The organism is Halopseudomonas salina (assembly GCF_008641105.1).
In genome coordinates, this window is sequence record NZ_VTTI01000012.1 from 84,610 (window position 1) to 97,525 (window position 12,916).

General features: G+C 56.2%; 10 protein-coding genes and 1 pseudogene. 2 read left to right on the forward strand and 9 right to left on the reverse strand.

The genetic code is table 11. The features are described 5' to 3' along the window. Positions 1–143: 143 nt before the first annotated feature. On the reverse strand, positions 144–578 hold the full coding sequence (locus FZF01_RS16700) for a PAS domain-containing protein (RefSeq protein ID WP_150279213.1): 435 nt from the start codon (positions 576–578) through the stop codon (positions 144–146). A 122-nt stretch (positions 579–700) separates the two neighbouring features. Here FZF01_RS16700 and FZF01_RS16705 point away from each other — a divergent pair, with 122 nt between their 5' ends. After that, positions 701–1,159: a flavodoxin domain-containing protein gene (locus FZF01_RS16705; protein WP_150279214.1), complete on the forward strand. Its 459-nt coding sequence runs from the start codon at positions 701–703 to the stop codon at positions 1,157–1,159. Here FZF01_RS16705 and FZF01_RS16710 read toward each other — a convergent pair. Next, entirely contained in the window at positions 1,156–1,911 is a 756-nt protein-coding gene (locus FZF01_RS16710) for a Crp/Fnr family transcriptional regulator (protein WP_150279215.1), read from the reverse strand. The two genes, FZF01_RS16705 and FZF01_RS16710, sit on opposite strands and share 4 nt — an antisense overlap. Before the next feature lie 92 nt (positions 1,912–2,003). Here FZF01_RS16710 and FZF01_RS16715 point away from each other — a divergent pair, with 92 nt between their 5' ends. After that, a complete protein-coding gene (locus tag FZF01_RS16715; RefSeq protein ID WP_150279216.1) occupies positions 2,004–2,777 on the forward strand; it encodes a class II aldolase/adducin family protein in 774 nt (257 codons plus the stop codon). Positions 2,778–2,904: 127 nt separating this feature from the next. Here the strand turns inward: FZF01_RS16715 and yaaA are convergent, their stop codons facing one another. The 7 genes and pseudogenes from yaaA to FZF01_RS19650 all read right to left on the reverse strand — a co-directional run. After that, entirely contained in the window at positions 2,905–3,681 is a 777-nt protein-coding gene (yaaA, locus tag FZF01_RS16720) for a peroxide stress protein YaaA (protein ID WP_150279217.1), read from the reverse strand. A gap of 246 nt (positions 3,682–3,927) precedes the next feature. Beyond that, the gene (locus FZF01_RS16725) at positions 3,928–5,310 is read right to left on the reverse strand and encodes a PhoH family protein (RefSeq protein WP_150279218.1); all 1,383 of its coding nucleotides are present in this window, start codon (positions 5,308–5,310) and stop codon (positions 3,928–3,930) included. Positions 5,311–5,737: 427 nt separating this feature from the next. Continuing rightward, positions 5,738–7,210, reverse strand: a pseudogene (gene rhlB, locus FZF01_RS16730) (ATP-dependent RNA helicase RhlB); the annotation flags it as partial. A gap of 122 nt (positions 7,211–7,332) precedes the next feature. After that, positions 7,333–7,989: an alpha/beta hydrolase gene (locus FZF01_RS16735; protein ID WP_150279220.1), complete on the reverse strand. Its 657-nt coding sequence runs from the start codon at positions 7,987–7,989 to the stop codon at positions 7,333–7,335. A 21-nt stretch (positions 7,990–8,010) separates the two neighbouring features. Continuing rightward, positions 8,011–8,577 carry an elongation factor P-like protein EfpL gene (gene efpL / locus FZF01_RS16740; protein ID WP_150279221.1) on the reverse strand — a complete coding sequence of 189 codons (567 nt, stop codon included), beginning with the start codon at positions 8,575–8,577 and terminating at the stop codon, positions 8,011–8,013. A gap of 100 nt (positions 8,578–8,677) precedes the next feature. Beyond that, positions 8,678–12,124: a mechanosensitive channel MscK gene (mscK, locus tag FZF01_RS16745; RefSeq protein WP_150279222.1), complete on the reverse strand. Its 3,447-nt coding sequence runs from the start codon at positions 12,122–12,124 to the stop codon at positions 8,678–8,680. 169 nt (positions 12,125–12,293) lie between these two features. After that, on the reverse strand, positions 12,294–12,916 hold a 623-nt coding region (locus FZF01_RS19650; protein WP_223825548.1), incomplete at its 5' end, for an acyl-CoA dehydrogenase C-terminal domain-containing protein.

The following is a 12,916-nucleotide window of genomic DNA, read 5'->3' on the forward strand; positions in this document are numbered from 1 at the left end:
ATGTTATTAATGTATAACTTATGTACAACCCCTGCAGAGATGCGGAGGTCCTCTTCAAAGCTGCGCACTCCGGTAGCCATCTTCCCCTTTCGGGCTACCGGGGTTTTTTGAATCCTTCACAACTCAACCGCCAGATCTGGCAGTTACTTCAAGTTGGCCCGCAGTTCCGCAACTTCCTTCTCCAGCTCCGCTACCCGCTGCTCTGCCTGCACTTGGCCGGTCACATCTTTCTGAATGCCGATAAAGTAGGTGAGTTGATCGGCCTGATTGTAAACCGGGGTAATTGATAGCTCATTCCAGAACATAGTGCCGTCCTTGCGATAATTGCGCAGGATCTGCCGAGAGGGCTCGCCTTTCTTTACGGCGTCGCGTATGGCACGCAGACCTTCCTGATCGCGGTCTTCCATCTGCAGAAAACGGCAATCCTGATAGAGAATCTCATCAGTTCCGTATCCGGTCAGTCGCTCGAAAGCTTTGTTGACGTAAATCAGGATATTGTCATCGCCTTCCTGTTCGGCAACGACAATTCCATCATTGGACGCATCAACCACGAGCTGCAGTAGTTTGGCATTGATCATTGCAACAGCGTTCTCCGTAAGTGTGTTCACATTCTATAGCAACATCCGGCGCTGTCCACCGCACCAATGGGCAAAGACTGCGGCATAATAGGGGCCTTTACATTGGTAGCGTCGAGGTTGGCATGCATTTAGTTGTAATCAGCGGTTCAGTTTACGGCACTGCAGATCTTGTTGCAGATGAGGCTGCGCAGCGGTGCCGTGCAGCGGGTCTGGAAGTTTCCAGAATCAAGCCAGCCAGTGTGGACGCCCTGCTTGAAGCTGCTCCAGATATTATCCTGGGCTGCGTTTCAACTACCGGCATGGGTGAGCTGCCGGACTCCTTCGTGCCTTTTTTTACCGAATTGCAAGATCGCTTTCCGTTGTTTACCGGCAAGCACTTTGCAGTCATCGGCCTGGGTGATTCGGCTTACGGAGATACGTTCTGCCAGGGAGGCGAGCAGCTCAGGGAGCTGCTTCTCGAGTTGCAGGCCCTGGAATCACTGCCAATGCTGCGTCTGGATGCCAGCGAAACGGTGTCCCCCGAGCTTGATGCCGAGCCCTGGCTTGACCAGTTCATCGAGTCACTTACTCACTCTGCCTAGATGTCTGCCGCCACCTCTCCACGGGCCAGGCGCGCCAACGCAGTTTCGTCCAGGATCACGATCTGGCCGTAGTGGACGCGCAACCAGCCGGCCAGTTCCAGGCGTTTCAAAAGCTTGTTGACGCTTTGCCGGGAGCTGTTGAGCATAAGCCCCAGAGACTCCTGGGATAACTGAATGGTAGCCTGGTTTGTGCCCTGATCAGTGTTCTCGTAATTGTGAGCATGCATCAGCAGTCGTTTCGCCAGCCGCGATGACAAGGGCAGCAGCGCGCTGTCCTCTAGCATCGCGAACGACAACCGGATGCGGCGGCAAAGCAGTTGCATGAAATGCGGATACAACTCCGGCCGGCGGTTCAGCAAGTCCTGAAACCCCCGGCGTGGAATCATGATCAGTTCGGTAAGCCCCATCGCATGGGCGTCGTGTGTTCGCGGCAGGCCGTCAAACAACGAGATTTCACCAAACCAGCTGCCCGGGCTGAGCACTGTCAGCACAGCTTCGCGGCCATCCAGTCCAGTGCTGCTAACCTTTATGGCGCCACTGGCTACGCCGTATAGACCATCTGCAGGATCATCCTTGGCATGCAGCAACTGCCCATCGTCAAGCCGCAGCAAGCGGGCCATATTGGCCATATCGTCCAGGGACTCACTCGGAAGATCGCGCAGCCAGCGATTACGTAGCAACAGCTCGCGGAACATCGAGGCGTCTGGCGCTGGGGACACTGTAAAGTGCTTGACAGTCCTTTTCTCTGTCACGCCTTACACTCCTTCCTATTGATTTGCGCAAGTATGCCGCAAGTTGGTCACTATGTGCGTAGCCCAAACCCAACAGAATGAGGATTGACACGATGAATGCAATACAACCCCTCCCGGTAGTGGACGTGAAAGATCAGGTCAGTGCCGATGAGTGGCAGACCCGTGTTGATCTTGCGGCCTGCTATCGCCTGATAGCAATGTACGGTTGGGATGATGTGGTGTTTACCCATGTCTCGGCAAAAATTCCAGGTACCGAGCACTTTTTGATCAATCCGTACGGCCTGATGTTCGAGGAAATGACTGCATCCAATCTGGTCAAGATCGACCTGCAGGGCAACAAATTGATGGATACGCCCTACGATATCAATCCGGCAGGCTTTACCATTCACAGCGCTGTGCATGAAGTACGCCACGATGCGGCCTGTGTGTTGCACACGCATACCGCCGCCGGTGTCGGCGTGTCGGCACAAAAAGAGGGCATCCTGCCGATCTCCCAGCAGTCAATCTTCGTACTGAGCAACTTGTCGTACCACGACTATGAGGGTGTGGCTCTGAACGAAGAGGAAAAGGCTCGTCTGCAGGCTGACCTGGGTAAGACCAATGCCATGGTATTGCGTAACCACGGCCTGATGACGTGCGGCAAGTCTGTGGCTGAAGCCTTCCTGGGGATGTATACGCTGCAGCGTTGCTGCGAGATTCAGATTGCGGCCCAGGCGGGCAGTGGTGAGCTGATCACCATTCCTCAAGCCATTCTTGATGGTGCCAAGGAAAGCATGCGCAAGGTAACGCGTGGCGCCGGTGGCAATATTGCCTGGCCTGCGCTGCTGCGCAAGCTGCAGCGGGTTAACCCCGGTTTCGACCACTAACCGCTGCTAGCTACAGTTTGAATTCCCCCTGGATGTCTGATTGACCAGGGGCGTCAACCAAGCAGCAGTTAATGGTGCTCACAGGGCAGTGTTCGCGGCCGTCTGGATTTATGATCCAGACATTACATCAATGCTGCTCGTCGCGCAGGAAGACCAGTTTGTCCGGGGTCGAACTGGTTGCATCAAAATAGTAGCCATCCAGGTCGAATTCTTTCAGTTTTTCCGGATCCTCCAGCCGCTCCTTGATCACGTAACGGGCCATCAGCCCGCGTGCCTTCTTGGCGTAGAAGCTGATGATCTTGTACTCACCGTTTTTCTGATCCTTGAATACAGTGTCGATCACCCGTGCTTTCAACGCCTTGGGCTTAACTGCACCGAAATACTCCTGTGAGGCCAAGTTCACCAGAATATCGTCGCCTTGCTTTTTCAGGTCCTTGTTCAGCCATTCACTGATGTGCTCACCCCAGAAGCTATAAAGGTCCTTGCCGCGAGAATTTGCCAGTTTGGTGCCCATCTCCAGCCGATAGGGCTGCATCAGGTCCAGTGGGCGCAAAAGACCATAAAGTCCCGATAGCATGCGCAGGTGATCCTGGGCAAAGGCAAAATCGTCCTCGGTAAAATCCTCGGCGGCCAGGCCGGTGTAAACATCGCCCTTGAAGGCAAGCAGTGCCTGTTTGCTGTTGGCTTTCGTGAAGCTATCACTCCAACTGCCATAGCGCGCAACGTTGAGACTGGCGAGTTTGTCGGACAGGGACATCAATTCGGCAATATCCTGCGGTGACTTTTCCTGAAGTATGTCGATCAGCTCGCGGCTGTGTTCAAGGAAGCGCGGTTTGCTATGGGTGCTGGTAACCGGGGGCGTTTCGTAGTCTAGGGTTTTGGCAGGCGAAATGACCAACAGCATATAAACCTCCTTGAATGATTGGGTTCATTATGCCGGATTGAGCTGGGCTGTGCTCTGTATCGGAGTGATAGGAGGGGTTAATAGCGGCAAGCGGCAAGCGGCAAGCGGCAAGCTACAAGCTACAAGCTGAAAGCTGAAAGAATTGAACCAGAAGTTGCTGGTTCCTCGGAGCCGAGCTCAGTCCGAGGAACCAGAAGTACACTTCATGCCGCTTGAAGCTTGAAGCTTGAAGCTTGTGGCTCCGATTCAGAGATGCGTTTCAGCGTACTCGGCCAGTACAGATCGCGGTACGCCCTGCAGGTGGATGTGGACGCCGTGGGGGAAGTCCTTGAAGCATTCGGTAAGGTAGGTGAGTCCCGAGCTGGTGGCGTTAAGATAGGGCGTATCGATCTGGGCGAGGTTGCCCAGGCAAACCACCTTGGAGCCGGCTCCGGCGCGGGTGATGATGGTTTTGATCTGATGTGGAGTCAGGTTCTGGCTCTCATCAATTAGAATAAAGCTCTGCTGGAAGCTGCGGCCGCGGATGTAGTTCAGTGATTTGAACTGCAGCGGTACACGATCGAGTATGTATTCCACGCTACCATGGGTGCTTTCATCGTCCATGTGCAGGGCTTCCAGATTATCGGTAATGGCGCCCAGCCACGGCTCCATCTTCTCTGCTTCGGTACCGGGTAGAAATCCAATATCCTCATCCAGCCCTTGGGTGCTGCGAGTCGCGATGATCCGGCGATAGGTTTTGCTGACCATGGTTTGTTCGATTGCCGCGGCCAGCGCCAGGATGGTTTTGCCCGAGCCGGCGGCGCCGGTCAGGTTGACCAGATGGATGTCTGGATCGAGTAGCGCATACATCGCCAGAGCCTGGAAGATATCCCTGGGCCTCAACCCCCAGGCCTCCTGGTGCAGCAAGGGTTCCTGATGCAGATCACGCAGCACTACCCTGTCTCCGTCAATAGAAGACACCCAGCCAATGAACCCCTGACCATCGATAATGAAGTCGTTGATATGCAAGCCCGGCATTTTTTCCGTCAATTGGACTTCATGAACCGTCTTGCCCAGGCGCTGGTGGGTTTCAACACGGGTGACCGAATCCCAGAATGAACCGGGTATCTCATGGTAACCACGCGCCAGCAGTGCTATGTCGTCGACCAACTGATCAGTGTGATAGTCCTCGGCATCAATCCCACAGCCCCGCGCCTTGAGTCGCATGTTGATGTCCTTGGACACCAACGCGACGCGAACTTCGGGATGACGACTCTGTAAATGACAGAGCTGATTGATGATCTTGTTGTCGTTAAGGTCATTGGGCAGGCAATGAGCGGGGATAATATTACGATCCATGAGAATGGCCAGACTGCCATTGGTGCCCAGCTTGCCACGCTGAATGGGCACCCCTTGTTCCACTAGCTCCGGTGGTGCGTCGGCAAGGGTGAGGTCAATCAGGCGAATGGCCTGACGGCAATCTGCAGCGATGCTGGTTTTTCCGGATTTGAGCTTGTCGAGTTCTTCAAGAACAGTCATTGGGATGATGACGTGATGTTCTTCGAAGTTGAGGATGGCGTTTGGGTCGTGGATCAGGACGTTGGTATCGAGGACGTAGAAGGTGTGTCGGGTTGGTCCGCACGCTTCCATAAGCTGGCACCTCGCAGGAGCGGTATATCCGAAACTGTATCAGTCGCTGCTGGCAGCGTCTGGCAGTCCGCAGGACCGGCTCGATAGAGCTGCAGGTATCAAGGGATCACCTGCAGTAATCGGCCGGTTAAAAAACATATAGCGCATTTGGGATGACATTCACAAGCGTGGTGAGGGCAATTTGGTGAAATTTTGCGAACAGACCAGCGGGCATATTCAGGGGGCTGAAAATCCCGTTATATTGATAGACCAGGTTACGCAGCAAGATGCAGCCAGAATTGAAGGCGTATGCTTTTGCTGCAGGATATTGCCCGGCCTAGCGACGTCGCTGCCTGTCACCGCCGTTCGCTCGTTTGCGATTGGCTGCCGCAGCTGCGGCCTGTTCCGCCTCATTTGCATCGCTAGCGGCTCTTTCGTCATCCGTCTGGTTGCGAGCAGGAACCTTCTGCAGCATGTGGGTTTCCGGCGGGATGCATACCAGCTTGTTGCCCAGCAGTTCCTCGATTGGCTGAATCTGGAAAGCATCATCCTCGCAGGCGAAGCTGATCGAGGTGCCCTTGGCGCCAGCGCGACCCGTACGGCCGATACGGTGGATATAATCTTCGGGATCGTCGGGCAGCGTGTAGTTGATCACATGGCTGATACCGTCGACATGAATGCCGCGCCCCGCCACATCGGTGGCCACCAGTACTCGTAATGTGCCGTCACGGAAGTTGTCCAGGGTCCGGACACGCTTGTTCTGCGGGACGTCGCCGGACAGTTGTGCTGCGTTGATGCCGTCGCGTACCAGACGTTCCTGTATGCGTCTGACCTGATCCTTGCGATTGGCAAACACCATGACCCGGGTCAGATCCAGCTGGGTAATCAGGTTGTAGAGCAGGGTGTACTTGTCACTGCTGCTGACTGCATACACCTGTTGGTCGACGTTGGCCGAGGCGGCACGTTCCGGCTCGATCTCGACAATTGCCGGGTCCTGCGTCCACTGTTGGGACAGGTTCATGACGTCGTCACTGAATGTCGCCGAGAACAGCAGGGTCTGCCGATCACCCTTGCGCGGGGTCTGACGAATAATCTGACGCACCTGTGGGATAAAGCCCATGTCCAGCATGCGATCGGCCTCATCGAGGATCAATACCTCGATCAAATCCAGGTGCACTTCTCCTCGGTTGCAGAAGTCCAGCAGGCGACCGGGGGTAGCAACCAGGATGTCGCAATGGCGTTTTTCCAGTTGCTTGATCTGTTTGTCCAGATCCATCCCGCCGACAAAGGACATCACGTTCAGATTGCAGTGCTTTGTCAGACCTATCGCATCATTGGCGATCTGCATCACCAGTTCGCGGGTCGGTGCAATTATCAGGGCCCTGGGTTCACCCATGAAGCGCTCATCCGGTGGTGGCGTCTCAAGCAACTGGGTAATGGTAGAAATCAGAAAGGCTGCGGTTTTGCCGGTACCTGTCTGGGCTCGTCCGATTGCATCGTGACCCTTGAGCGTATTGCCCAGAACCTGTGCCTGAATAGGGGTGCAGTAGCTGAATCCCTGGGCCTGAATGGCCTGCATCAGGCTGTCGGGAAGCGGGAAGTCATGGAAGCGGGTCTTGCCTTCGGCGGGCTCGACGACAAAATCGGAGCGGGACCAGGGTTTTGCTGCCGGTTTGGGGTCTGGCCTGGCTTCGGCCCGCGGCGGGTTCTGTCTCTCGGGCTGGGTGTTCTGGGGCGGCCTGGATTCCTTACGTGCCTGGCTGGCTTGCGGCTGGCGTGAATGTGGAGCACTGCGTGCCGGTTTTGGCTGTGCGCCGGCCTGGTTGGTGGCAGTGGTGCTGGAATCCTTGCGGGTGGCTTGCTGGTTTTTATCGACGGAGGCATCTGTGGCCCCAAACAGCTTTTTCAGTGCTTTCAGCACAGGCGTCTCTCTACATGGCGTTTGAATGATCACCGGCCAGTGTAAAGCAAGGGGGCTCTCTAGCGAAGCCCTGACAGGTTATTTTTTGATCAATATCTGTCAGGGTGCTTAGAGCGTTTTGCTTATAAGCTCAGGCGTTGACGCAGCCAGCCATTGATATCCGCGATCTCCTGCGGGCAGACCTCGTGGCCCATGTTGTAATCGTGCCACTGTGGGCGATGTCCGGCTTTCTCCACAAGATCGTGGGCCAGCCGGCCCATTGCGTGGGGCACCATTGCGTCCTGACGGCCGTGGGCAAAGAACATGTCGAGCTTTTTGTCAGTCTTTTCCAAAAGGTCTTCGATCGTTGGGCCATAGGTAGAAAGCGCCATGACGCCGGCCAAAGGTAGCCCCGATTGCAGGGCAGAGTGCAGTACCACAGCGCCGCCCTGGGAAAAGCCGGCAAGGATAATACGTTCGACCTTGATCCCCTTGGCGATCTGCTCGTCCACAATTGCGCGCACTGTATCGGCTGATTCCTGTAGTTGTTCCTGGCTGATTGCACGTGCCGGAGACATGCCGATAATGTCGTACCAGCTGGGCATCGGCATGCCGCCATTGATGGTAACGGGGCGCGTTGGCGCCTGGGGGAAAATGAACCGCAAGCCGTGGCCGGCAGGCAGATTCAGTGCATCGACGACCGGTACGAAGTCGTAGCGGTCAGCGCCCAGGCCGTGCAGCCAGATAATGCAGGCATCTGCCTGGCCGGGCGGATCGATAACCAGTGGTGATTGACTCATTAGGTAGCTCCTGTTGCCGCGTCAGGCGCGGGACATGAATTTTCCGGATTCGGTATTGATACGCACCACTTCGCCGGTTTCCAGGTACTCGGGTATCTGAATTTCCAGGCCGGTGGCAAAGCGTGCAGTCTTGGTACGGGCGCTGGCGGAAGAACCCTTGATCGCCGGGGGCGTTTCCTCGATGGGCATTTCCACTACAGCGGGTAGTTCGACTCCGACCAGATTGCCCTCGACAATCAGGCCGTAGAGACCGGCAACACCGTCGTGAATATATTCGATCTGGTCTTCGATCTGATCGGCGCTGAGTGTGAACTGGGCGAAGTCCTCGTTATCCATGAAGGTGTAGCCGTCGACGTCCTGATAAAGATACTGAATGGCGCGCTTCTGGAAGTCGATGGGTGCGAGCATGTCATCGCCGGTCAGGCTCTGATCGAGCTTCTGCTTGGTCTGCACGTGGTTGAAGCGCACCTTGTACAGTGTGGTTCCGCTGCGCGAGGAGGGACTTTTCACGTCGATCTGCGACACGATGTAAGGTTGACCGTTGATCTGGACGATCTGGCCTTTTTTCAGTTCTGCGGCTCTGGGCATGACGCAACACACTCGATAGAGGAAAGGCGGCTATTGTGCTTGTTAGGCCATGAAAGCTTCAAGCATGGATCCGCGCTAACAGGCCTGAACCTGCATGCGTTCAGACTGTAGGACTGTCCGGGCCGGCGCCTAACACCGACTCACTGTCTGGCGACGCCGGCTTTGGCTGCGACGCGGCACCGGGCCTGCCGTCGTTGGTGCTCCGCGGCGAATCTTCCGGATCCTGGTCGGGGTGCGCAGGGCTCCTGTCCTCGCGCTGACTGAAGATCAGTTTTTCCAGTCCTGCACTGGTACGCAGATTGACGTCCAGCTGGCGGAAGGCGATTTCGATACCGTTCTCCGCAAAGAGTTTGTCGATATCCCGATTGATCTCGTCGATGGCGAGATTGCGATCTATCAGTTCGCGTACATGGACCCGCAGTTCGTGGTCAAGGGTGCTCTCGTTATAAGCCAGGAACAGCACCAGAGGCTCAGGGTCATCCAGTACCCGGGCGTTGTTTCTCGCGGCCTGCATCAGCAGTTCACGCGTTTTTGCCAGGTCTGATCCGTAGGCCACCCCGACCTTGATGATTACCCGTGTCACGGTATCTGAAAGGGACCAGTTGATCAGGTGGCTGGTCACGAACGTCTTGTTCGGAACGATGATTTCCTTGCGGTCAAAATCGGTGATGGTAGTGGCGCGAATGCGTATGCGGTTCACCGTGCCTGACAGTTCACCGATGGTCACCACGTCACCAATGCGGATCGGTCGCTCGAACAGAATGATCAGACCTGACACGAAGTTGGCAAAAATCTCCTGGAGACCAAAGCCCAGCCCCACACTCAGGGCCGCCACCAGCCATTGCAGCTTGTTCCAGCTCACCCCCAGTGCAGACAATCCATACACCACGCCAACGCTGACAATCACGTAGCTGAGCAGAGTGGTGATCGCATAGCTGCTGCCCTGACGCAAATTCAATCGTGACAGCACGAGTATTTCCAGCAGCCCAGGCAGGTTGCGTGCAAGGGTCACGGTCAGGACTACTATCACCAGGGCGCCCAGTACATCGCCGGCACTGATCGGAGCCATCATCGGATTGTCCGAGGTGCCCTTGTTGTATTCCCAAAGGGTGACCGACTCAAGGTAGGAGGTCGCGCTCAGCAGATCAGCCCAGGTCAGGTAAACCAGCACTGCAAAGATGATCGACAGAATCAGGCGCGCCAGGCGCAAGGATTGCTGGTTGATCTGGCGAATATCCATTTCGGGCACTTCGACGCCCATTTCCGCGTCCTGGGGTTCGCGCGGCTGCGCTGCTTGCCGTTTGTTCAGGGCGCGTTGGTAGGCCAGTCGCCGGCCCGCGACGTTCAAATTGCGGGACACGGTGCCCTGTACAACCATCCATCCGGCAATCAGGTACAGGGTGATAAAGAAGCGGTCAGCCAGTCGCGTGGCGGTGTAGTGATACCCCCAGAACGACATGCCGGCCAAAGCAAGGGGTGCCAGCACCAGAAGCAGCGTGGCGCCGAGGTGCAAAACCCTTGAATGGTAAAGCGGCTCTGTTTTCCACATGACCCGCCCCAGCAGCAAGCTCAGGAGCAACATGCCGATCACCATGGTCAATCGGCCGATGACATCATTACCCAGGTGCCCGGGTGCTGCTGCATTCAGCGCGATGACCAGTACCAGCGGCAGCAGTACCCAGGATACGTTGCGGATGAGGTGATGCAGACGTGTTACGAGTTGGCTATCCCAGCGAAAATGCCGGATAGCGATACCCTTGGGCTCAAGTACACGGTATAGAAAATGCAGTACAAACCAGGCTACCGCAAGCTTCATCAGGGCGGTGCCCACCGCCGGCAAGGGCGCCGGATCGCCAAGGGTCAGCAAAATGCCGATACCACAGAATATAACGGGTATTGGTAGCACAATGAGAGCGATCAGGCCCAGGGCCCTGGGTGTATGTTTGGCACTATCGTGACGGAAATGTCCCACATCTGCATTGATGTCACGTAATTGCGCGCGCCACCGGCGGCGGCGCCAGGCATACACCACCAGGAGCAACGCCAGAAGCGCCGGACCTGGCCAGCGAGCGCTCACAGTCGATGCCAGGGTGCCTGCCTGCTCTTTGAGTTTCAGATCATCGAATTGATTGCTCAATTGCCCGGGCAAGGCCTGCATCCAGGGCTTGTCTATCGGACGGCTGCTGGCGACCCAGAAGAGTTGATCATCGATGGTCCGGCTCAACTGACGACTCAGTTGCTGTAGCTGGCGCTGGTTGATCTGCAGTGTGATTGCCAGGCTGAGCAGCGTGCTGATGTTGTTGCTCAGTTGCTCGGTCAGAAGCGAGCGACTGGCGATCACTTCGCGTATGTCATCGCGCAGCAACTCACGCTGCTCTGTGGGGATCGGTGAAAGGAGCTTTTCCAGATAGGCCTCCGGCGTGGCCAACTGTTCGCGGAGTTGATTGAGCTCGAACTCGCGCAGACGCAGATCAGCTACCCGATCGGCGATACGTGTATCCAGTCGCACCGTTGGCAGAGCCTGTTTCTGCTGATGGAGGATACGGGAAAGCAGGGCACTGCCTTCCAGCACATTGATCTGCTGCTCAAGGGCGTTTTCGATTTGCGTCGCACTGTCGATTTGCTGCTTGGTAATGATGTTCTTGCGGGTCAATTCACCCATTTCGGTCGTCGCGGCAAGCAGTTCCTCACTAAGGCGGCGGTTCAGGCTGCCCTGTGTCTTGAGCAAGTCATGGTTTGTCGCGCCGCGCAGGGCCTGTGCGGTGGTATCACTGACAGTTTGCTCAGACTGACTCAAACGTTTGTCATTGATGACATCCTGCAATGCCTGGATCTCGAGTTCAATATCGGCAATCTGCTGGCTCATCAGGGCACGGCGCTGGCTGGACAAGTCCTGCAGCACACTGTTCACCGCCAACTCCTGACGTAACAGGTCGCTGGTGTCTTTCAGACTCCGTTGTTCGGCTTTCAGCATGGCCATGCGAGCGGCTTTCTGAGGGCCGTCGGTCTGCCGCTGTAGATTGCGCAATTCCTCGGCTATAGCCTGATTACGTGCCTGGTTGGCGGTCACTTCGGCTTGAGTTCGCTCCGGGCGGGTCTGGGAAGCAATCAGGTTGCTGTTGATCGCTGTCAGTTGGTTCTGCCAGTCGAACATGGTGGTGACTTTCTCGGTCAATCTTGTTTCGAGCACTTCAAGGCTCTGGCTCTCGAACGCGGTGCGAATGCTGTCGATTTCCCGGGGCTTGATAGTGTCCACGCGCTGGCGGAGCCGCCGAATTTCTTCGGGAGCGCTTGCCAGCAAATCCTGTAGCTCCTTTAGCTCCGCAGCCTTGGCCTTGCTCTTGCGTAAATAATCGATCGTATTCTGATATATCTCCTGCAGTTCCTGTTTTTCAGCATCTGGCGTGCTGCTGGTGGCAAGGGTTTCAAGTTTTGCTTCGGCTTCTTTCAGCGCGTCAGTCAGCTCATCCGCGGCTGCAGTCGCCCCTGCAAGAAAAAATTGGGTGATCAGAATGAAAATCAGCAAAGGGCTAAAGTAGCGCAGCATGGGGCTTTTTCCGGAGGGGAGCTGGGAGCAGCGTAGCCTTCCTGTCGAGGCTTGTGAAGCAACCACAGAAAAGGCCGCACATATGGCGGCCTTTTCTGATGCTGACAACGTGAGTCAGGTCACATTGGTGTTGGACGATCCGGGCCCTTGGGCCACAACTGGGTTCGGTTCAGAACCAGCCGTCCTGCATTTCCAGGCAGGTCACATCACGACTCTCGAGAATCTGCAGTGCGTGGTGGCAGCCTGGGATTTCCCAGGTCAGGAAGAACCGCGCGGCCTGCAACTTACCCTGGTAAAAGTCGGCATCTGCTGCCTTGCCCGAATCCAGGCCACGTTGGGCATGCACTGCCTGCTCCAGCCAACGCCAGCCGATAACCATGTGGCCAAAGGTATTCAGATACAGGGCCGAGTTTGCCAGCGCCTCGTTGACCTTGCCCTGCATCATGTCGCCGAGCAGCGCCTGGGTGACCTTGCCGAGATGGGCATGCAGCTTCTCCAGCGGTTCGCGGAGTGCGTTCAGCGAATCGTACTCACGGGCCTTGCTGCAGGTATCCTGGATCAGGCTGGACAGTTGCTTAAGTGCGGCGCCCTTGTTCATGGCCACCTTGCGGCCCAGCAGATCCAGAGACTGGATGCCGTGGGTGCCCTCGTGAATCGGATTGAGACGGTTGTCGCGGTAATACTGCTCGACCGGATATTCACGTGTATAGCCGGCACCACCGAGAATCTGGATAGCGTGTTCGTTAGCCTTGAGGCAGAACTCGGACGGCCAGGACTTGACGATCGGCGTGA